The 21,475-nt window shown below is 66.4% G+C and carries 18 protein-coding genes; 6 read left to right on the forward strand and 12 right to left on the reverse strand.

From position 1 onward, the window contains the following. Positions 1–232: 232 nt before the first annotated feature. Both AB0N75_RS07885 and AB0N75_RS07890 read right to left on the reverse strand, forming a co-directional pair. Entirely contained in the window at positions 233–2,620 is a 2,388-nt protein-coding gene (locus tag AB0N75_RS07885; RefSeq protein ID WP_364647575.1) for an excinuclease ABC subunit UvrA, read from the reverse strand. A gap of 182 nt (positions 2,621–2,802) precedes the next feature. Beyond that, complete coding sequence (locus AB0N75_RS07890; RefSeq protein WP_364647577.1) at positions 2,803–3,744, reverse strand: 5'-3' exonuclease; 942 nt, start codon at positions 3,742–3,744, stop codon at positions 2,803–2,805. Positions 3,745–3,931: 187 nt separating this feature from the next. On the opposite strand from AB0N75_RS07890, the gene AB0N75_RS07895 reads away from it, so the two are divergent. After that, complete coding sequence (locus tag AB0N75_RS07895) at positions 3,932–4,708, forward strand: hypothetical protein (protein ID WP_364647579.1); 777 nt, start codon at positions 3,932–3,934, stop codon at positions 4,706–4,708. Positions 4,709–4,776: 68 nt separating this feature from the next. Further along, positions 4,777–5,409, forward strand: coding sequence for a peptide deformylase (locus AB0N75_RS07900; protein ID WP_364647581.1), 633 nt, complete (start codon positions 4,777–4,779; stop codon positions 5,407–5,409). Positions 5,410–5,432: 23 nt separating this feature from the next. Here the strand turns inward: AB0N75_RS07900 and AB0N75_RS07905 are convergent, their stop codons facing one another. Next, positions 5,433–7,496, reverse strand: a complete 2,064-nt coding sequence (locus AB0N75_RS07905) for a S9 family peptidase (protein ID WP_364647583.1) — start codon at positions 7,494–7,496, stop codon at positions 5,433–5,435. 74 nt (positions 7,497–7,570) lie between these two features. On the opposite strand from AB0N75_RS07905, the gene AB0N75_RS07910 reads away from it, so the two are divergent. Further along, entirely contained in the window at positions 7,571–8,461 is an 891-nt protein-coding gene (locus tag AB0N75_RS07910) for a putative RNA methyltransferase (RefSeq protein WP_364647585.1), read from the forward strand. 7 nt (positions 8,462–8,468) lie between these two features. Here AB0N75_RS07910 and AB0N75_RS07915 read toward each other — a convergent pair whose 3' ends face one another. Continuing rightward, positions 8,469–9,131, reverse strand: a complete 663-nt coding sequence (locus AB0N75_RS07915; protein WP_364647587.1) for a hypothetical protein — start codon at positions 9,129–9,131, stop codon at positions 8,469–8,471. A gap of 267 nt (positions 9,132–9,398) precedes the next feature. Between AB0N75_RS07915 and AB0N75_RS07920 the strand changes: the two genes are divergently transcribed. The 3 genes from AB0N75_RS07920 to AB0N75_RS07930 all read left to right on the forward strand — a co-directional run bounded on the left by AB0N75_RS07920 (position 9,399) and on the right by AB0N75_RS07930 (position 11,489). After that, positions 9,399–9,872 (forward strand): NfeD family protein, encoded by a 474-nt coding sequence (locus tag AB0N75_RS07920; RefSeq protein ID WP_364647904.1) that lies wholly within the window; start codon positions 9,399–9,401, stop codon positions 9,870–9,872. 61 nt (positions 9,873–9,933) lie between these two features. Beyond that, positions 9,934–10,866, forward strand: a complete 933-nt coding sequence (locus AB0N75_RS07925) for an SPFH domain-containing protein (protein ID WP_364647590.1) — start codon at positions 9,934–9,936, stop codon at positions 10,864–10,866. 275 nt (positions 10,867–11,141) lie between these two features. Further along, the gene (locus AB0N75_RS07930) at positions 11,142–11,489 is read left to right on the forward strand and encodes an RNA polymerase-binding protein RbpA (protein WP_127512581.1); all 348 of its coding nucleotides are present in this window, start codon (positions 11,142–11,144) and stop codon (positions 11,487–11,489) included. A gap of 76 nt (positions 11,490–11,565) precedes the next feature. Here the strand turns inward: AB0N75_RS07930 and AB0N75_RS07935 are convergent, their stop codons facing one another. From AB0N75_RS07935 to AB0N75_RS07970, 8 genes are all read right to left on the reverse strand, one after another. Then, positions 11,566–12,297 (reverse strand): polyprenol monophosphomannose synthase, encoded by a 732-nt coding sequence (locus tag AB0N75_RS07935; protein ID WP_364647593.1) that lies wholly within the window; start codon positions 12,295–12,297, stop codon positions 11,566–11,568. Positions 12,298–12,795: 498 nt separating this feature from the next. Beyond that, positions 12,796–14,430 carry an amidohydrolase family protein gene (locus AB0N75_RS07940; protein WP_364647596.1) on the reverse strand — a complete coding sequence of 545 codons (1,635 nt, stop codon included), beginning with the start codon at positions 14,428–14,430 and terminating at the stop codon, positions 12,796–12,798. 35 nt (positions 14,431–14,465) lie between these two features. Then, positions 14,466–17,285 (reverse strand): DEAD/DEAH box helicase, encoded by a 2,820-nt coding sequence (locus tag AB0N75_RS07945; protein ID WP_364647599.1) that lies wholly within the window; start codon positions 17,283–17,285, stop codon positions 14,466–14,468. Positions 17,286–17,352: 67 nt separating this feature from the next. Next, positions 17,353–18,249: a twin-arginine translocase subunit TatC gene (tatC, locus tag AB0N75_RS07950; RefSeq protein WP_364647602.1), complete on the reverse strand. Its 897-nt coding sequence runs from the start codon at positions 18,247–18,249 to the stop codon at positions 17,353–17,355. Positions 18,250–18,254: 5 nt separating this feature from the next. Continuing rightward, positions 18,255–18,539 (reverse strand): Sec-independent protein translocase subunit TatA, encoded by a 285-nt coding sequence (tatA, locus tag AB0N75_RS07955; RefSeq protein ID WP_364647605.1) that lies wholly within the window; start codon positions 18,537–18,539, stop codon positions 18,255–18,257. Between the two features lie 42 nt (positions 18,540–18,581). Continuing rightward, positions 18,582–18,917, reverse strand: a complete 336-nt coding sequence (locus AB0N75_RS07960) for a hypothetical protein (protein ID WP_364647608.1) — start codon at positions 18,915–18,917, stop codon at positions 18,582–18,584. A 10-nt stretch (positions 18,918–18,927) separates the two neighbouring features. Beyond that, on the reverse strand, positions 18,928–20,925 hold the full coding sequence (locus AB0N75_RS07965) for a WYL domain-containing protein (protein ID WP_364647611.1): 1,998 nt from the start codon (positions 20,923–20,925) through the stop codon (positions 18,928–18,930). Positions 20,926–21,037: 112 nt separating this feature from the next. Beyond that, a complete protein-coding gene (locus AB0N75_RS07970; RefSeq protein WP_364647614.1) occupies positions 21,038–21,433 on the reverse strand; it encodes an FKBP-type peptidyl-prolyl cis-trans isomerase in 396 nt (131 codons plus the stop codon). Positions 21,434–21,475 lie beyond the last annotated feature (42 nt).

Consider the following 21,475-nt stretch of genomic DNA (forward strand, 5'->3'; position numbering starts at 1 on the left):
ACGCTGAGACGATTGAATGCGAGCCGAGATGTCCGTGCAGTCCCTGGCGTCTGTGAACCGACATATTCGTGTTGAGATGCCCGTGTTGCAGCCGTATCCCTCTACGGCTCAGCAGGCGAAGCCCGGAACACCGACCCATCCGCGGCCGGCCGGCTGACGATCGCTAGGTTGACATAATCCTGCGCCATGGTTGGACGCTCATGGCGCAGGATTATCAGTCGCAACGGCAGCGTCAGGCTCCGACGTAGGCAGCCAGGTGTTTGCCGGTCAGGGTGGAACGGTCGGCAACCAGTTCGGCGGGTGTGCCTTCGAAGACGATCCGGCCGCCCTCGTTGCCGGCGCCCGGTCCCAGATCGATGATCCGGTCTGCATGTGCCATGACGGCCTGGTGGTGCTCGATGACGATGACCGATTTGCCGGAATCCACCAGCCGATCCAGCAGGCCGAGCAGTTGCTCGACGTCGGCCAAGTGAAGCCCGGTGGTTGGCTCGTCGAGGATGTAGATGTCGCCCTTTTCAGCCATCTGCGTGGCCAGCTTGAGCCGCTGCCGCTCTCCCCCGGACAAAGTGGTCAGTGGCTGGCCCAATGTGAGGTAGCCGAGGCCGACGTCCGCAAGCCGGTCCAGGATCTTATGTGCCGCCGGCGTGCGCGCCTCGCCGGAGCCAAAGAACTCCTCGGCCTCGGTCACGGACATCGCGAGCACTTCCGCTATGTTCCGCTCCCCCAACGTGTACTCCAGCACTGCGGACTGGAAGCGCTTTCCTTCGCATTCCTCGCAGGTCGACTCGACCGTCTCCATGATGCCGAGGTCGGTGTAAATCACGCCGGCGCCGTTGCAGACCGGGCAGGCGCCTTCCGAGTTCGAGCTGAAGAGCGCCGGCTTGACGCCATTGGCCTTCGCAAACGCCTTCCGGATCGGCTCGAGCAGCCCTGTGTAGGTGGCCGGATTGCTGCGCCGGGAACCGCGGATTGCGCCTTGGTCGACCACCACCACCCCCTCACGGCGGGCCACCGAGCCGTTGATCAGCGAGCTCTTGCCGGAACCGGCGACACCGGTGAGGACGCAGAGAATTCCGAGCGGGATATCGACGTCGACGCCTTGCAGGTTGTTCGTAGTGGCGCCGCGGACCTCAAGGGCGCCGCGGGCCTCGCGGACGGAATCTTTGAGCCTCGCCCGGTCATCCAGGTGCCGCCCGGTCAGCGTGTCGCTGGCGCGCAAGCCATCGACGCTGCCCTCGAAGACCACTTCTCCGCCCGCCGTGCCGGCGCGGGGGCCGAGGTCCACCGTGTGGTCGGCGATCGCGATGGTCTCCGGCTTGTGCTCGACGACCAGCACGGTGTTGCCCTTGTCCCGCAGCTGCAGCAACAGCTGGTTCATCCGCTCGATGTCATGGGGGTGCAATCCGATGGTGGGCTCGTCGAACACATAGGTGACGTCCGTGAGCGAGGAGCCGAGATGGCGGATCATCTTGGTGCGCTGTGCCTCTCCCCCGGACAGCGTGCCCGAGGGCCGGTCAAGGGAGAGGTAGCCGAGGCCGATTTCGGTGAACGAGTCGAGCAGATGCTGCAGCCCCGAGACCAGCGGGGCGACCGAGGGCTCATCCAGTTTCCGGACCCAGTCGGCCAGGTCGGTTATCTGCATCGAGCAGAGGTCCGCGATGTTCTGCCCCTTGATCTTCGACGACAGGGCCTCCTGGGCCAGCCGGGTGCCGCCGCAGTCGGGGCAGGTGTCAAAGGTGATGGCCCGGTCCACGAAGGCCCGGACGTGGGGCTGCATAGCCTCTCGGTCCTTGGAGAGCATCGACTTCTGGATCTTGGGGATGAGCCCTTCATAGGTGAGGTTGATGCCCTCCACCTTGATCTTGGCGGGCTCGGCGTAGAGCAGCTGATGCAGCTCCTTCTTGGTGTACTTGCCGATGGGCTTGTCCATCGGCAAGCCGGCACCGCTGAAGATGCGGCCATACCAGCCATCCATGCTGTAACCCGGGACCGTCAGGGCTCCCTCGGACAGTGACTTGGTGTCATCGTAGAGTGCCGTCAGATCGAAGTCACTCACCGATCCCATGCCCTCACAGCGTGGGCACATGCCGCCCAGCCGGTTGAACGTGGCCTTTTCGGCCTTGGTCTTGCCGCCGCGCTCTACCGTAATGGCACCGCTGGCCTTCACCGACGGCACGTTGAACGAATACGCGTTGGGCGAGCCGATGTGCGGGTCCCCCAGCCGGCTGAAAAGAATCCGCAGCATGGCGTTGGCGTCCGTGACGGTGCCGACGGTGGAACGCGGGTTGGCGCCCAGCCGTTCTTGGTCAACGATGATCGCGGTGGTCAGCCCTTCGAGCACGTCGACCTCTGGGCGGGCCAACGTCGGCATGAAACCCTGCACGAAGGCGCTGTACGTCTCATTGATCATCCGCTGGGACTCCGCGGCGATGGTGGCGAACACCAGCGAACTCTTGCCAGAACCGGAGACACCGGTAAAGACCGTCAGGCGGCGCTTGGGGATCTCAACACTGATGTCCTTCAGGTTGTTCACCCGCGCGCCCTGCACGGTGATCAGGTCGTGGCGGTCCGCAGCGTGCATCGGCCCGGGCTGCGAGTCCGTCGTGGTGGCCGTGCTCATCGTGTCTCCATCTGTAGGGCGGGGTCACCGTTGTGGTCTCCGGCGGTGAAGATATCCATGACGGTAATGCTAGCTGTGGCGTGGGCGCGGGCGCTTCTCCATTCCTGACCGGTCTGGCCGGGCGCCCCGCGGGAGAACCCGGGCGCCCGCGGGAACACCCGGCGTGCCCGGACGCGGCACGGTCAGGCGGAGGTGTCGCCGACCGTCGCCAACGCCTTGCGGGCGCGGCCCAGAGGCCCACTGATGTTCAGCTCGTTGCCGAGCCGATCAAGCCGTTCTGCATGGTCGCTGTCGGGTGCCCGCAAGCGCCCGTCAAAGCCGCCCAGGTCAAGGTCCCGGACAACGTTGACAACGGTGGGCGCCACCTTGAGATAGTCGGCAGCCTCGGCAATCTTCGCCCGGAACCGTCCGGACATTTCAGCGTTCGGGTCCGCCGCCGCAGCAATTATCCCGTCCAGGCTGCCATGGTCCTTCAGCAGCCCGGCCGCGGTCTTGTCGCCGATGCCGGCGACCCCCGGCAGGCCGTCCGAGGTGTCTCCGCGCAGCGTAGCGAAGTCCGCATACTGGATCGGCAGTACGCCGTACCTGCGCACCACTGACACGTCCGTGAGGACTTCCAGATTGCTCATGCCCCGGGCGGTGTAGATCACGCGGACGTCGCGCTCGTCGTCTACCAGTTGGAACAGGTCCCGGTCCCCGGTCACGATGTCGACGGGGACGTCGGCTTGGGTGGCAAGGCTGCCGATCACGTCGTCGGCCTCATGATGGTCAGCCCCCACGACGGCGAGGTCGAGGGCGGCAAGCACCTCACGGATCAGCGGCAGCTGGTCCACCAGCCCCGGCGGCGTCTCTTCGACATCGACGCCGCCCGGCACGGTGGCGGCCACGCGGTGGCGTTTGTAGGTAGGAATCAGCTCGACCCGCCAGGCGGGACGCCAGTCGTTGTCCCAGCAGGCGACCAGTCGGGTGGGCCGGTAGTCGGTGACCAGCCGAGCCACGATGTCGAGCAATCCGCGCACTGCGTTCACCGGCGTTCCATCCTTGGCCTTGATCGAGTCGGGCAATGCATGGAACGCCCGGAAATACAGCGATGCGGTATCGAGGAGCATGAGTCGTTCGTCCATAAAGTACCCTTTCGCTGCTGGCGAGAACCAAGTCCACCCGAGTTGGTACTACCTTAGTGGCATGGATCACGGCCGCCGAAGGAATGCGAGCTGTTCGGTGCTGCTGATGCTGGCGGCCGCTCTGCTCTCTGCCTGTACTGAGGCTCCAAGAGAACTGTCGCCCGCCACCCCGGCGGATAACCATCCCGTGTCCGCAGCCGTGGACCAGGGCCGCGCCCATTACACGGACCGTGTGGTCAACCTGCTGATCACGAACATTTCCCGGGACCCCGTGCTGGTGACGGCGGCCACGCTGCATTCGGCGCTGTACGAAGGAGCTGCGGATTGGAAGCCCACGCGCACCGGCGGGACCAGGGTCGCGGCCGGTTCGACGGTCAGCCTGCCCGCGGAGCTGCCCCCGGCCCAGTGTTCGAACGGTCAGCCGGCGGAGGCTTCGGCGCATCGGATAACAGTGACGATGGACAGCGTGCGGTCCGGGCTGAGCACTGTGGAAGTCCGGGCAAGCGATCCGCACAACGTGCTCTCCCGCAACCACTCCGAGGACTGCCTGGCGCAGGCCGCGGCGTCGGTGGCTCGGCTCCGGATCGACCGGACGCTGAAAGTACTCCCCGGCAGCGGGTCGGCAGTGGTGGGAATAGACGTGGAACCGATCGGTGGGAGGGAGTCCATGGTCATCGAGTCCTTTGGCACCACCACACTGCTGGACGAGGACGGCAAACATGCCTGGCCCCGGAACCTCCGCGTGCACGGAACGGACCCGGCGTCCCGCCTGAGCCTGCACCTTGTGCCCACGCGCTGCGATCAGCACGCCCTGGCCGAGGACAAGCTGGGCACGCGGATACCGGTGAGCATCGCCGCGGGGAGATGGCATGGCATCCTGCGCTTGGACGCGGGCCACGAGTTTGACCGCGCGGTGTACAGCTTCATCACAGAAGCTTGTGCGGCGGCCGGCCAGCCGGGCTAACGGCCGGCGGCCTGTGCCGCACGCCTGAAGGGGCTCCTCGGGCCGGCCAGGGCCTACACTTGGGGGCTGTGACCGACTACTCTGCCGAGCAACTGCGCGATCTAGTCCAGACCCTTGCGGCTTCCGGCGAGCCTGCCTCGATCCTTCGGATCGGCGAACCGGTGCTGCGGCGCCAGGCAGCCACGTTCGACGGGCAGCTGGACACTGCCGACCTGACCGCATTGTTGGAGCTGATGCGCCGGACCATGCAGGCCGCCCCGGGCGTCGGACTGGCAGCTCCGCAAATCGGGGTGCCCTTGCGGATTGCGGTTCTTGAGGACCTCTTCGAGGCGGAGCCTGAGATCGCCGAAGCCCGCCAGCGCACCCCACTTCCTTACTTTGCCATCATCAATCCGTCCTACCGCGCCGTCGGCGAGGAAACGGCTGCCTTCTATGAGGGGTGCCTGAGCTTCGCCGGATTCCAGGCCGTAGTGGAACGGCACCGCAGCGTCGAAGTGGACTACGACCAGCCCGACGGCAGCCACCGGCGCGGGAGCTTCTCCGGTTGGCAGGCTCGGATCGTGCAGCACGAAACGGACCATTTGTCCGGCACCATCTACGTGGACAAGATGCTGCCGAGATCGCTCTGCGGCAGCGCCGAGTACTTCCGCTACTGGGCGCAGCCAACGGTTGATCAGGCGCGCGCCGGCCTGAACTTCTAGGCCGGCGCGCGGCCAAGGCGGGCCTACGCCGGAGCAGCTGCTTTCGTCCCGGCTGCGGCGGCGAGCCCGCCGTCGTTGTTCTGCTGGGTGGGAAGGTGCATCGCCCACCACCGCAGGATCTCGTCAAAGCGCTGCCTCCGGTGCCACGGGGTGCCTGCACGGGACAACTCATGGTTTTCACCCGGGAAGATCAGCAGCTGGGTGGGAATGCCGCGCTGCTTCAGTCCCACGTAGTAGCGCTGGGCCTGCTCCAGCGGACAGCGCAGGTCATCTTCCGAATGGATGACGAACACCGGGGTGCGCACCGCATCCAGCTGGGCGAAGGGGTTCTGGCCGCGGACCCGCTCCGGATCCGTGCCGGTGTATTCGTCGGAGAAGAACCAGCCGATGTCCGAGGATCCGACGAACGACGGCGGGTCCAGGTAGCCGCGCTCCACGATCGCCGCCGCGAACCGGTGGTCCTGCGACACCGTCCAAGCGGTCAGATACCCGCCGTAGGAACCGCCCATGATGCCCTGCCGGCTGCCGTCCAGCTGCGGATACTTGGCGACGGCGCCTTCCAGGAACGCCAGCACGTCCGCCATATCCACGGTCCCCATAGCGCCCTGGATGGCCCGGCCATGCGCCTGTCCGTAGCCGGCCGAACCCCTCGGGTTGCACATCACGACGGCGTAGCCCGCCGAGGCGTAGACCTGGGCCTCATCGAACACCTCCCAGCCGTACTGGGCGAACGGCCCGCCGTGGATGTTCAGCAGCACCGGGTGCGGCCCTTCGCCCTCGGGCAGCAGCACCCAGCCGTGCACCGGGTAACCGTCCGCCGAGGCAAAGACCTCTTCCCGCGGTTCGCCAATGCCGGCAGCGCGCAACGCAGCGGAGAAGTCGGTCAAACGGTCCAGCCCTGCGTCGGAAACCTGTGCCAGGTCCCCCGCGGTCCCAGCGTCGGAAAAACTGACCACGGTCCGGCCCGCGGCGTGATCGGCCGCGGCCACATTCAGCGGGCCGTCGACCAGCACGTTGATGCCGCCCGCGGCGGTGACTTCCAGCAACTGCGCCGCACCCCGGTGCCGGTTTACGGCGAGCACGGAGTCCGGGCCGGCGGGCACCAGTCCGCCATCCAGATCCAGCGTCTCCGGATCGGTCAGCCGCCGCACCTCCTGCGGAGCGGACACTGGAGCCACATACAGTGCGGTGTTGCGGGCCACGAAGTCCGTCCCGCCGCCGATCGAGCTGCCCAGGTAGAACAACCAGCTGCCGTCGTCACTGGGCCGTGGGGAGCCGGCACCCAGCGTCTCGCCGGACAGGTTGGACATGAGCCGCGGCCGTGCATCGGCGGCTTCGGGATCCAGGGCGTAGACGTCGCTCCGCAGATCCTCGTCGGCGCCGTGGTGCAGGGCTGCCGCGAAGTACAGCGTCCGGCCATCCGGGCTAAAGGAAGGACTGTCGTGGTCCGCGTCCGCGGTGGTGAGCTGACGGGCGGGTGCCACCGCAGAGAACTCCGCGCCTGCATCCTCGGTGGCTTTGCGGGCCCGGCCCAGCGGTGCAACCGTCGGTTCGGTCTGCAGATCCGGCGCATCCACGATGAACAAGTGGGTGCGCTTGTCGCCGGTGTAGCCGGCGCCGTTCATCCGGTACTTGTAGCCGGTAACCAGCCGGGCATCCTCGGCACCGGGGCCAACGCCGTCCAGAGTGCCGTACCGGCCCTCTGCCGGGACCCGGGCGGCGAAGACCAGGCGGCGGGAATCGGGCGACCAGACGAACGCGGAGACCCCGAGTTTTTGCTCGGTGACGGCCACTGGCTCGCCGCCGCGGCTGTCCACAACCATCAGCTGCGGCCGCTCCCCCGGTGCTGCCGCCCGCAGGAAAGCCAGCGCCGCGCCGTCCGGCGAGTAGGCCGGGGCTGAGTCCCTGAAGCCGCGGGTCAGGCGGCGCGAGGCACCGCTGTCCCCGAGCGGAACTTCCCACAGTTGCCCTACATAACTGTCCGACGCAAAGTCCGGGTGGGTGACGGAAACAGCCGCGCGGTTCCCGTCCGGGTGGAGCGTCGGGACGGACAGCGAATTAAATAAAGCAATGTCTTCAGATCTCACATGTGTGAGCCTAGTCTCATCGCCGGGCCGGAGCGAATCAGCCGGGCCCGCCGCCGCTTTGCCTAGGATGGAGCATGCCCTCCGCCGCACACCCCCTGGATCTGATTCCGCTGCTGCTCTGCCCGGTCTGCGGGGAACAGCTGGAAGCCGCCGGGCAGATTGCGGCGCAAGGCCTGCGTTGTGCGGCAGGCCACCAGTACGACGGCGCCCGGCAGGGTTACGTCAACCTGCTCACCGGCCGCGGCACCCGCTTCATTCCGGATACCGCCGAGATGGTGGCCGCCCGCGACGCCTTCCTGGGCGCCGGGCTTTACGCTCCGCTGGCCCGGCAGTTGGCGGCGAAGGCCGGCACACTCCTGGCCGGAACGCCAACTCCGGTCTTGCTGGATGCCGGTGCCGGTACCGGGTACTACCTTGAGGCCGTGCTGCGCACCCTGGCGGACGGGCGGGCCCTGGCACTGGACCTGTCCAAGTTCGCCCTCCGCCGGGCTGCCCGGGTACTGCCCGATGCCTTGTGCGTGGTCTGGGACCTCTGGAAGCCGCTGCCGCTGGCTGCTGGCAGCAGCGACCTGATCCTCAACGTCTTCGCCCCCAGGAATCCGGCCGAATTCGTTCGGGTGCTGAAACCCGGCGGGCACCTGTTGGTGGCCACGGCTGCTCCGGGACACCTGGACGAACTGCGAGAGGTGGTACCGCTGCTGGCTGTCGATACCGACAAGTCGGAGCGGCTGGGCGAGACTCTGGCTGATGGATTCGAGGAAGTGGAATCGGTGGCGCTTCAGGTGCCGCTGCAGCTGGCTGCCGAGGATATTGTCCGGCTGGTGATGATGGGGCCCAACGCGCACCACGTTGACGCCGGGGAGGTCCGGGCGGCCGCAAATGCAGCCGCCGGGTCGGACGGTGCCCAGCTCCCGGTGACGGCACGGTTCACCGTGGCTGCCTACCGGCGACGCGGCCGCCGCTAGGCCAGCGCTACCTTCCCTCCGGCGAGTCGTGGACGGGCGCGTGGGCGGACTGATTGCGGGCGGCAGGGCTCAGGTCGACGTACATCCACTTCAGGCACAGCTGGATCAGGGGGCCGATGGCCAGCACGAACACCAGCGTGCCAAGTCCGACGACGCCTCCGAGCAGCCAGCCCGCCAGCGTCACCGCCGCTTCAATTCCGGTCCGGACAATCCAAACCTGCCACCCGGTGACCGCATGCAGGCCGGTCATCAAGCCGTCGCGAGGCCCGGGGCCGAGTCCCGCTCCGATATAGAGGGCGCTGGCGGCCGCCAGCAGCAGCAGACCCGAACCGAAGGACAACAACTGCACGGCGAGGTGGTGCCAGAGCGGAATGACCAGCAGCCCGATGTCGGCGAAAAAGCCAACGAGCAGGGCGTTGGCTATGGTGCCGGGACCGGGCTTCTGCCGCAGCGGGATCCATAGCAGCAGCACGGCGGCGCTGATCGCCACCGTGGCCCAGCCGAAACTCATGCCGGTGGTGCGGGCAACGCCCTGGCTCAGCACGTCCCAAGGGGCGGAGCCGAGATTCGCCCGGATCATCAGCGCGATCGCGATGCCGTAGGCGAAGAGCCCGGCCAAGAGCCGCAGCGTCCGCAAGGACAACCGGTTGCTTCTCAGCACGGTCTGCATGGCAAGCTCCGGGAGGCGCGGCTGGGCGGGGTTTTTAGCACCGCACCATCCTATCCAGCTTCGGGCCCCGGCCCGGGGCGATGCCGTTCTGGTTACAACTTGGCCACGATACGTCCAATACCGCTTGCAAGTGGCGAATTTCACTCCGCGGCGCTCCGCCGTCGGGCATGATGGAGGTATCAAGGGCAGCAGCAGCTCGCGGTGGATGCCTGCTTGAACGATGCAGGCTGAGGAAACGGCGGCTGCTCCAAACATCAGGGAGTGCTGATGATCGAATGGATTGTCGCCAACAGCTGGGTAACCTGGCTGGTCGTGTTTCTGATCCTGGCCATTGTCGAAATGGTGACGCTGGACCTGTTCTTCATCATGATGTCCTCCGGTGCGCTGGTGGCTTTGTTCGCAGCTCTGCTCGGACTGCCCTTCTGGCTTCAGGTGGTCATCTTCTGTGTTGTCGCGCTGTTGATGGTGCTGTTCGTCCGGCCGGTCGCGCTGCGGCATCTGCACCGGGGGCCGCGGGACCTGGCCACGAACGTGGACCGGCTGATCGGCGAGTCGGCGATTGCACTGGAATCCGTCACCGACCATTCCGGCGTGGTCAAGATCGGCGGCGACACGTGGACTGCCAGGTCCGCGGACGGATCGGCCATCCCTGCCGGCCAGCGTGTTTCTGTGGCCCGGATCGAGGGCGCGACCGCCGTCGTGACACCACAGCGCACCGACGGGCCGCTTCCGGCCCAGTAAAAACCGCTCCGGGCCGGGTCCCGGCGCCGTGAGCCACTGACACCACTCTTAGAGGGGAACTATGGATAGCAATATCGCAATCTGGATCGTGCTGCTGGTCCTGATCTTGTTCGTCGTGATCGTTCTGGTCCGAGCCGTACGGATCGTCCCGCAGGCGCGGGCCGGCGTGGTGGAGCGACTGGGCAAGTACCAGCGCACCTTGAACCCCGGACTCACCATCCTGATCCCCTTCGTGGACCGACTGCTGCCGCTGCTGGACCTGCGCGAACAGGTTGTGTCCTTCCCGCCGCAGCCGGTGATCACCGAAGACAACCTGGTGGTCTCCATCGACACTGTGGTCTACTTCCAGGTCACCGACGCCCGTGCCGCGACCTATGAGATCGCCAACTACATCCAGGCTGTTGAACAGCTGACCACCACTACCCTGCGCAACGTGGTGGGCGGCTTGAACCTGGAAGAGGCACTGACGTCCCGTGACCAGATCAACGGCCAACTGCGCGGAGTCCTGGACGAAGCCACCGGCCGCTGGGGCATCCGCGTCTCGCGGGTGGAGCTGAAGGCGATTGATCCGCCGCACTCCATCCAGGATTCGATGGAAAAGCAGATGCGGGCCGAGCGTGACCGCCGCGCGGCCATCCTGACAGCCGAAGGTACCAAGCAGTCCCAGATCCTGACGGCCGAGGGCCAGCGACAGGCGGCCATCCTCGCAGCCGAAGGCGATGCCAAGGCGGCCATCCTGCGCGCCGACGGTGAAGCCCAGGCCATCCAGAAGGTGTTTGACGCCATCCACAAGGGCAACCCCACGCAAAAGCTGCTGGCCTACCAGTACTTGCAGACACTGCCCAAGCTTGCCGAAGGCGAGTCAAACAAGCTCTGGATTATCCCCAGCGAAGTTGGCGAAGCGCTCAAGGGCATTGGCAGCGTGTTGGGCGCCGCGGTTCCGGACAGCGGCACGCCGGCCGTTGCCGCCACCGGCACCGAACCGCGCGGCTAGCGCCGCGGCCGAGGCCAGGCAGGGCCGGGATGCCCGGGGTTCCGCACGTGCGGGTCCGCCGGGTTTCCCGGGTTCGATTTACCGGGAACACCGGCGCGGACTATAATGGGTTGTTTGCCGGGAAGTTGCCGCTCATAACCATCCTTGACGTGGAGCAGATTGCCATTATCATCTGCGACCGGGAACAGACGGCCGCCCGCCGACGTTGAGGGTGTTAGCGAGCCATCGTGGACGTGGTTCAACCACGGTCCGCCACAAGACAAGAGGGAGAGATCATGAGCGATCGTAGCCTGCGGGGCATGCGCCTCGGAGCGCAGAGCATGGAGACCGAATCCGGAGTCGAGCCGGCTCCGCGCCAGCGCGTCGAGTACCGGTGCGAGGATGGCGAGCAGGTGTTCGTCACCTTTGCCGCAGAGGCCGAAATCCCCGCGGTCTGGGTTTCCAAGTCCGGCAAAGAAGCACTCCTCGTCAACGGAGAACGGCCAGTTGATCCGAATGCCAAGCCCGTGCGAACCCACTGGGACATGCTCCTGGAACGCCGCAGCGTCGAAGAGCTGGAACAGATCCTCGAAGACCGCCTGACCAAGCTCCGCGAACGCCGCGGGGAACGTCGCACCGCTTAAGGCTCCGACTCAGAAGTCCTCGAAAGAGAGGGGGCAACCCGGCATCCGGGTTGCCCCCTCTCTTTTGTGTTGTGGGCTAGGCCCGCTTGGCGCGGAGCCGCCGCCACTTGTCGGCAATCCCCCACTTGGTGACCAGGAGGATCGATTCGGCGACAATTCCGCCGCTCATTTTGGAGTCGCCGTACTCCCGTTCAACGAAGGTGATCGGCACTTCACGCACCGTCAGTCCAGCCTTCAGTGTCTGCCAGGTGAGATCAATCTGGAAGCAGTAACCAACAGACTCGACGGCATCCAGATCGATGGTGCGCAGCGTTTGGGCCTTAAAGGCGTTGTATCCGCCGGTAATGTCGCGGATGGTCACGCCCAGCATCAGCCGCGAGTACAGGCTGCCGCCCAAGGAAATGGCCTTGCGGTGGATGGGCCAGTTGACCACTTTCCCGCCGGGGATCCAGCGGGAGCCCTTGGCCATGTCTGCGCCCTCGCGCAACGCGGACAGCAACCTGGTCAGTTCCTCCGGCTGGTGGGAGCCGTCGGCGTCCATCTCCACCAGCACGTCGTAGCCGGCGTCAAGGCCCCAGCGGAATCCGGCGATGTAGGCTGCGCCCAAACCGGCTTTGCCCTCCCGGTGGAGCACGTGGATGGCGGCATCTTCAGCGGCCATCCGGTCGGCGAGGGCGCCGGTGCCATCCGGGGAATTGTCGTCGACAACCAGGATGTCGGAATCGGGTTCGGCGGAGCGAAGGCGGGCTACGGTCTTTGGGAGGGACTCAATCTCGTTGTACGTCGGGATGATGGTGACGACCCGCACTCAGTGGCCTTTCGAGCGTTGTGCTGCAAACCGCAGATTTCATGATGCGCGAAGCGCCCAACGGGCCTCCACGTCGACGGTCCAGTATAGGCCATCGCCCGGATGGGCACGTGGATGGTTGTCGCTGCGGCCGATGCCGGGAGGAAAGGGCGGGTAGGTCCGCACGCCTTCGGGCCACGAAAGCAAACCTGTTGGGGAACGCAGACATGTTTTCTACTGACATGCGGACCTACCCTGGAAAGTACCGGTTCGTCAAGGGGCAAAGGGAGCAACCGCACAGAGGCGGGCTGCCGCCAGCTGCCACTCTCCCCGGCACGGGCCGAAATCCGCGAAGAAATACCGGCCCACTGAGAGTTCAGCCTACTGGCTATGTTGGAAGTGTCAATACCGCCCTGACCTGCGCTTTTGTCCAAACATGCACGTCAGAGCGGGTCTCCTTGCGGCGGAAATGAGCAGAAGTTAAACATTTCATTCACATTTTCCGGACACCCACGGTACCTAGAGCACGTCATGGATGGTTATTCCGTTCACCACGGTCCGGACACACGACGGCAATCTGCCGTTGTCCAGTGACGGGAGCATCGGGGTTCCCGCGCGTGCATCGGTGCTCCAGGCAGACACCCTCGAGTCCGGCGTCTGGATGGAAAGTTCTTCCGCATCCCAGACGGCGAAGGTAGCCGGTGTGCCCGGAGCCAACTGCCCTTCCATGGGATTGCGCTCCCCTGCCGCCCGCCAGCCTGCTCTCGTGTGGGCCAGGAACGCTGCCCGTGCGGACATTTGCTCGCCCCGATTGTGGTGCTCCAAGCAGGCCTTCACAGTGGCCCACGGGCTTTGTTCAGTGACGGGAGCATCGGACCCGATGGCGACCGGAACGCCTGCGGTCTGCAGGGTTCCCACGGCGTTCATCGCCAGTGCCGCCTTCTCGCCAAGCCGGCTGGCATACATTCCCTTGGGGCCACCCCAATAGGCGTCGAAGAGCGGTTGCATGCTGGCGGTCACCCCGTGCTGCAGCAACCGCTCCAGGGCGCCGTCAGGCAGCATTTCCACGTGCTCCAGGCGCGGCCGGGCGGAACGCACCGCTGCTTGTCCGATGCGTTCGGCGGCCAGATCCATGGCATCGAGCACGCGGAGGAGCGCGGCGTCGCCGATGACGTGGAAACCGGCCTGGATGCCCTGTACGGCCGTCACTTCGAAATGCCTCGCTGCAGCCTCGGTTTCCACGTACAGCGAACCGTGCTCGCCGGGGCGGTCGGCGTATCCGGCGCTGACGGCGGCGGAGTGGGATCCGATGGAGCCATCCATGGTCAGGTCGCCGGCCAGCCCCCGCAGCCGCCCGGAAAAGCGCTCCATGGTCTCGGTGACCTGTTCGGCGGAGGTCATCAGCTCTCCCCAGTACGGCAGGATCCTCGGTCCAGGTTCGGCATCGCTCAGCGCGAGCAGTTCCAGCAGGTCCTCGGCGGGCCCCAACTGCGGGGCTGCCATTTCCGTCAGCGCGACGTATCCCCGGGAAGCAGCGTGCTGCAGGGCCCTGCGCTGGAGTTCCGCCCGCTGGCCGGCAGCGGGGGTCTGGACAGCGTGCCGGGCCCGTTCAAGGGCCGGACCGCGGACCGTGCCGTCTTCGGTCCAGCCCGGCAGTTCGGACAACCTCAGGCGGGCCGCCAGGGCCGCGGAGACAACCGCGGAATGGACGTCCACCCGGGTGAGGAAGATCTCGGCCCCCGCTGCGGCGCGGTCCAGTTCGGCAGCGCTCGGCGCGCGGTTCTCCGGCCAGCGCGTTTCATCCCAGCCGTGGCCCAGCACGGGTGCGGAGTTTTGCCGCGCGGCTGCGGCCACGGCGTCAAGCAGTTCAGCCAGGGATGCGCAGCCGGTGAGGTCGAGCGAGGACAGCGCCAGTCCGGTCTGGGTTACGTGGGCATGTGAATCCACGAACCCCGGGGCCACCAGCCGTCCGTCCAGATCGACGATGCGCATGGTGCTGTCCGCGATGGACGTGGCGGCATGCTCGGAGCCGATCCACGCCACGGTACCGCCGTCGACGAGCATGGCTGTGGCGTACGGGTCGGCGGCACTGTAGACGCTGCCATTGCGGTACAGCGTGAGACCCGTGGCGGCGGGCAGGACGGACTTACTCATGGAGATCCTTTCGGGTGGTGCAGCGACGGTCCAGGCTATTCGGCCACGGCCGCGTAGGCTACGACGCCGCGGCGGACCTGGCCGATGGCCTGTCTGCCGCGCGCCGCAAGCTGTGAATCGATGTTCGGGACCTTGACCAGCTGGTCCAGCAGGTCGATCACCTGTTTGGCCCACCGGACGAAATCCCCGGCAGCCAGATCCGTACCCTTGAGCGCGGTCTGCAGGGAGCGACCGCTGGCCCACTTGTACATGGGCCAGACGAGTCCCAGCTCCGGCTCCCCGCTGAGCGGCAGGCGGTGCTGTTCCTCAAGGTCGGTCAGCTGCGACCATTCGCGCACGGCGATGGTGACAGAGGCTTCCATGCCCGGCGAGGGCATCTTGGGCCGGACGCCGGCCTCCTCACGCTTGGCCTGGTACACCAGACAGGAGATAAAGGCGGCCAGTTCCGCGGCAGTGAGGCCCTCGAACGCGTCCTGCTCCAGGCACAGGGCCACCAGCAGGTCGCGGTCGCCGTAAATCCGACGGAGGCGTTCACCTGCCGGGCTGATGGCCACCCCGTCGCCGCCGGTCTCCAGATAGCCGTAGCTGTCCAGCACTTGGCAGACACGGTCGAAGGTCTTGGCGATGGTGTTCGTCCGGCCCTGGATCTGCGCGACGAGCTGGTCGGTCTCCTTGCGGAGTTTCCACCATCGCTCGGCCCAGCGGGCATGGTCCTCGCGGTCGCTGCAGCCGTGGCAGGGATGGGCCTTCAGCTGGCGGCGCAGGTCGTTGATCTGCCGCTCGGCCTGCTGCCCGCCGGGCACCACAAAGTCACGGTGTTCGGTCCCGCGCCGCGGCGGGCGCTTGTCGTGCAGGGCATTGCGCAGCGACGACGCCAGATCGCGGCGTTCCTTGGGGCTGCGCGCGTTAAACGACTTGGGAATCCGGATGCTGGAGAGGACCTCCACCGGGCCCTGGAAATCGTCAACCGAGATGCGCCGGATGTGCTTTTCCTGGGTCAGCACCGTCGGCCGGGGTTCGCGGGCCGATTCGTCCCGGTCCAGCACCACTGCGTAGCCCAGGCTCCGTCCTGCCGAGATGTCGATGATGTCCCCGCGGCGCAGCCGGTCCAGGGACGTGGCGGCCGCCGAACGAAGGTGCCGCGACTGGGTGCGGGAGGCGCGTTTCTCGGCCTCATTCAGTTCCCGGCGCAGCCGCGCGTACTCGCTGAAGTCGCCCAAATGGCAGCTCATCGCCTGTTCGTAGCCGGCCAGGGACTCTTCCCGGCTGCGCACCTGCTTGGCCAAGCCCACCACCGAGCGGTCGGCTTGGAACTGCGCGAACGAGCTCTCCAGGATTTCGCGGGCGGGGCCGCGGCCGAACTGGGCAATCAGGTTGATGCTCATGTTGTAGGTGGGTCGGAAACTGGAGTTCAGCGGATAGGTCCGCCGCGAAGCCAGTCCCGCCACGGCCCCGGGATCGGTGCCGGGCTGCCAAAGCACCACGGCATGGCCCTCGACGTCGATGCCGCGCCGTCCGGCGCGGCCGGTCAGCTGGGTGTACTCCCCCGCCGTGATGTCGACGTGTGCCTCGCCGTTGAACTTATCGAGCTTCTCCAGCACCACCGACCGCGCCGGCATGTTGACGCCCAGCGCCAGTGTCTCGGTGGCGAACACGGCACGCACCAAACCGTCGGCGAATAGCTTCTCCACCACCTCCTTGAACGTCGGCAGCATGCCGGCGTGGTGGGCCGAGAATCCGCGGGACAAGCCCTCGCGCCAGGTCCAGAAGCCAAGGACGTCCAGGTCTTCTTCGGCAATGTCCTGCACGGCCTCGTCCACCCGGCGGACGATCTGGGCGCGTTCCGTTTCGGTGGTCAGGAGCAACCCGGATTCCAGGCACTGCTTCACGGCGGCGTCGCAGCCGTTACGCGAGAAGATGAAGGTGATGGCGGGCAGCAGCCCCTCACTATCCAGCTTGGCGATGACCTGGGGGCGGCTGGCGCGCCGGATCCTGGTCAGCGCCTGCCGCGGGGGCTCGGGGGCACGCCGGCCCCGGCGGCCGCCGGTACGACCCCAGTTGGCGCTGCGGTTGAGCTTCTGCTCGGACGAGGCCAGCTTCAGCAGTTCAGGATTGACTTCATACGCCCGGCTGCCGCTGGTTCCGGACTCGGGCACCGACTCATCGAAGGCGATGTCGCCGGCAAACAGATCGAACATGTCCGAGCCGACCATCACGTGCTGCCAGAGCGGCACCGGGCGGTGCTCGGACACCACCACACGGGTGTCCCCGCGGACGGTATCCAGCCAGGCTCCGAACTCTTCCGCGTTGGAGACGGTCGCGGAGAGCGAGACCAGTTGTACGTCGTCGGGAAGGTGGATGATCACTTCTTCCCACACGGCCCCGCGGAAGCGGTCCGCCAGGTAATGGACCTCATCCATCACCACATAGGCCAGGTCCAGCAAGGTATCGGAATTGGCGTACAGCATGTTCCGCAGCACTTCGGTGGTCATCACCACTACATCTGCGTGCGGGTTGACCGAGGTATCGCCGGTCAGCAGGCCGACCCGGTGGGCCCCGTACGTGGCTACCAGTTCGTTGTACTTCTGGTTGCTCAAGGCCTTGATTGGCGTCGTGTAGAAGGCCTTCAGCCCCCGCTGTAACGCCATGTAGACCGCAAACTCGCCGACCACGGTCTTGCCCGCGCCGGTGGGGGCCGCCACCAGCACGCCGCTGCCGAGCTCCAGCGCCTCGCATGCCTCGCGCTGGAACGGATCGAGTTCGAACCCGAGCGTCTGGCTGAACGCATACAGCCGGGTCTTGGAGAAGGCCACCCGTTCGGCGGCTGCCAGATAACGCTCGGATGGGGAACTCATACCAAAAGACTATCCGCTTAAACGTGCGCAGCAGGTGGCTGCCCTTAGCGTCGGCGGACCACCAGCACTATTGGACGGTATCCGGCTTTCCATCATCGGCTTTCAACTGGTCCAGCGGAGTGGCCTTCTCAATCTGGGTGGCCTGGTCCAGCGTCGCGGCCTGGTCCAGCGTGGCGGCGACTTCAGCTTCTCGCGCCGCACGTCGCTTGTCGCGACGCTTGTCGTTGATCAGACTGATCCCGGTGGCCACGAAGAACAGCGCCAACAGCGGGCCCGCCAGGAGGAACATGGACATGGCATCCGGGCCAGGCGCCGCCATCGCCGCGACCAGGCAGACTACGAACACCACAATCCGCCAGCTCTTGATCACGCGGCGGCCGGACAGCAGGCCGGCGAAATTCAGGCCAACCAGCACCACCGGGAGCAGGAACGCGACGCCGAGCGACAGGAACATCCGCATCACGAAGGTCAGGTAATCGGTGGCCAGGATCTGGTTCACGCCGCCCTGCGGCGTGAACATGGTCAGGACCTTCACGATCTCCGGGAGCACAATCCAGCCGAAGTAGATCCCGAGCAGGAACAGCGGTACGGCGGCGCACATGAAGCCCAGCGTGTAGCGGCGTTCCTTGGATTTGAGTCCGGGCGTGATGAAGCCCCAGATCTGGTAGATCCACACCGGCGAACTGACCAGCAGACCCAGGAAAATGGAGACCTGGATCTTCAGGTCGAACGGTGAGCCGACGCTGCCGTAGTTGATCTCGGCGCGCCGGCCCTTTTCCGCCGAAATCTCCATCAACGGCTGCTGGACGGCCACCATGACCGGGTCATAGAGGAACCAGCCGACAATGGCCCCCAGCAGGACGGCGATGCCGGCAATGATCAGCCGGTTGCGCAGTTCTTTCAGGTGTGCCTTGAGCGGCATCCGCCCCTCAGGGTTGGCCTTGCGGCCCTTCTTACCGGCCACGGCCCTTACTGCTGGTGCGGCGATGGGGATCCACCGTTCGCATTCGGCGCCTGGCCGCGGTTATCAGTGTTGTTGCGCGGCGGGTTGACCACACGGCCCTCGACCGGCTCCGAGTCCGGGCCGGCAGCGGACGTATCGTCGTCCTTCATCTGCTTCACCTCGGACTTGAAAATCCGCATGGACTGGCCCACGCTGCGGGCGAGGCCGGGCAGCTTCGGTGCGCCAAAGAGCAGCAGCACAATGATGACCAGAATAATGATGGTCCAAGGGTTATCGAAGAGTCGTCCCATGCGTGGTTCCTTTCGTCTTCTACATCTTATGCCATGGCGGGGTCAGGAAAGCCGCAGGTCACGCAGCGACTGCCGCTGCCCTCGGGCCGCCCTGCGGGCCACCCGACGCTGCCGGCGCTCCTCGCGGCGAAGCTCTTTGCCCGCGGCGTATTCCTCCTTGAGCACGGCGGCGTCGGCGAAGACGGCCGGCCGTGGATGGTGCGGTTCCGCCAGCGGCGGTTCCGCCTGCAGGCCACTTCCCAGCCGGTCCGCCGCGGCCTCGAATTCACGCAGAGTTCGCATGAACTGGCGGAAGATCCGCCAGCCGAGCAGGGCCATGAAGATGATGGCCAGCGCGCAGAGGGCAACCCAAAGAAGTATCCAGAACCAAAGGGGCATGCTGTCCACTCTAGCCTCCGGTGGGAGCCGCTGCCGCGCGGTAGGCTTCCAGCGCATGCCGCAGCCATTCCTGCGTCTGCTCTGCCACGTCGGCCGGCTCCAGCACAACCACCTCGCCGCCGTGCCGGGCCACCAGACCGGCCAACACGGCCGTGGTGGACAACCGGATTTCGGCCGCCAACGAACCGTCCTCCAGCAGCGCCCGGCGCCGGGCGCCGTACTGGTCGGCCAGTTCGGCCAGTCGCTCGGAGACCTTCAGCACCACCAGCTGGTCTGTCTCCCGCGGGGTGAACAGGCTGTCCGGGAATTCGCTGCTGCGCGCCGCCGGAGGGTCAAAAGGCTCCCCGGTCTCGGTCAGCGCACGCATCCGGTCCACGCGGAACTGCCGCACGGCCTGCTGCCGGTGGCACCAAGCTTCGGTGTACCAGTGGCCGTCCACGGCGAAAACCCGCAGCGGATCGATCCGGCGGGTCGTGATCTCGTCCCGCGACGGCACCAGATACTCAATCTCCACGCTGCGCCGCGCGGCTGCGGCCTCCTGCAGCGCGAGCACTTCGGGTGCGCGCTCCTCGGCGGCCAGGTCCGCAGCGACGGCGGTATGCCGCCCGGCTACCCCGCCGGCCGCAGCCAGGAGTTTGCTCAGCGCGCTGCGCAGGGCGGGCTGCTCCCCTACCCCGGGAACCGTCTCCAAAGCCTGTAGGCCCACCACCAACGAGAGCGCCTCGTCCAGGCTCAGTCGCACCGGCTTGTCGATCTCAGCGGCATTATTGATCGAGATGGTGCCGTCTTCCCAGAACGCCTCGATCAGCTGGTCCGGGCCATAGCCTGGAGTACCGCAGACAAAGAGCAGGTTGAGGTCCTTGATCAGCTGGGTGGTGCTGATGTCGAACTTCCGGGCTGTCTCCTCCAGCGCCACGCCCGGGTTGGCGGTGACGTAGGAGACCAGGTCCAGCAGCCGCGGCAGCTGGTCCAAGGAGCCCGTCTTCCGGGACGGCCGCGACGTGTCCTCCGTCAGGGAGTACGACGGCGGGGCCTCGGTTGCGGCGGCCAGGGCGCCTTCCAGCCGGCGCACCACGGCGCCGCGCAGCTCGTCCGGTTCCTGCACCCAGGCGTTGGCGCCATGCGAGGCGATTTCCTCGGCCAGCACTTCTACGTCGCCGTAGCCGAGTTCCACCGCATCCCACCCTGCCGGCGGCCGGGCCGTCTCGACAGCCGCCGCGGCCGAACGCAGCGAATGGGCCTTGTCCTCGCGGAGCCAAAGCACCGCCGTGCCATGGTCCTGCGGCGCCTGCAGCCCTGCCAGCACGGCGCGCATGGTGAAGTCCTCCGGGATGCTGTAGCCCCCGGACAGCTTCTTCACGGTGGAGGTGACCCGGGAGAGCCGGAAGGTGCGCTGGGCATCGCGGTCCAGGTCACGGCCGGCCAAGTACCAGTGCCCGTACCGGTTGCCCAGGCCCCACGGCTCGACCCGGCGTTGCTGCGGCTGGCCGTCCCGGGGCGACCGGTAATCGAAGGAGACCGGCGTGTGTGCCAGCACTGCCTTGAGCATTGCCTCGAAAGCCGGTTCCGCGGTGCGGATCCGCGGTTCCACGCCGATCAAGGGATCACCCTCGGCGAGGGCGCCCTGAACGTCCAGCCGGCGCACGGCCCGGGCGGCGGCGGAGCCCAGCGAGGCCTGCTGCCAAAGACGCGATGCCAGCGAAAGGACGGCACTTTCCTGCGGGCTGAACTGGAGTTCCGGCAACCGGTACTTGTGCCGGTCGATCCGGTAGCGCAGTCCGCTTTGGTCGTTTTCATACAGGCTGTCGTCCGGGAACGTCTCCACCGGTACGCCCATTTCACGCAGGTCTTCTTTGTCCCGCTCAAACAGGCGGTTGAAGGCATCGTCGCCGGTTGCCTCTCGGTACGGCGGAATCAGCGCACGCAGTTCCTCCTTGCTGTAGCCGCGCCGGCGTTCCAGCAGCGCGATCAGCAGGTTCAGGAGTCGTTCGGTCTTGGAGGCGGACATAGTTGAAACGTTACTGGTTGCGGGGCTTTGCGAGCGAAGTTAACGAGCAGGGGCGGAGTAACGATGAACTAACGTTCACCGCTGCTCCGCCCCTGACAGGCTGCTGTCGGACCTAGCGGACGCCGAGCAGATCGACGACGAAGATCAGCGACTCGCCCGGCGCGATGGCCGATCCTGCGCCGCGGTCACCGTAGGCCAGGTGGGCCGGAATCTTCAGCCGGCGGCGTCCGCCGACCTTCATGCCCAGCAGGCCCTGATCCCAGCCCTGGATGACCTGGCCGACACCGACGCGGAAGTCCAGCGGTGCGCCGCGGTTCCAGGACGCATCGAACTCTTCGCCGGTGGACCAGGCAACGCCCACGTAGTGGGTGGAGACGGTGTCGCCGGCTTTGGCCTCGGCGCCGTCCCCCACGATGATGTCTTCGATCACCAGATCCTGTGGGGTGTCGGTCCCGGGGAACTCGATTTCAGGTTTGGTGCGATCGTAGTCGCGCTTGCCAAAAGACATGCTGAACCTCTCTTGCTTGACGTGTATGCCGTGCTGCCGTCG

Source organism: Arthrobacter sp. NPDC089319, assembly GCF_040684925.1.
Lineage (GTDB): Bacteria > Actinomycetota > Actinomycetes > Actinomycetales > Micrococcaceae > Crystallibacter.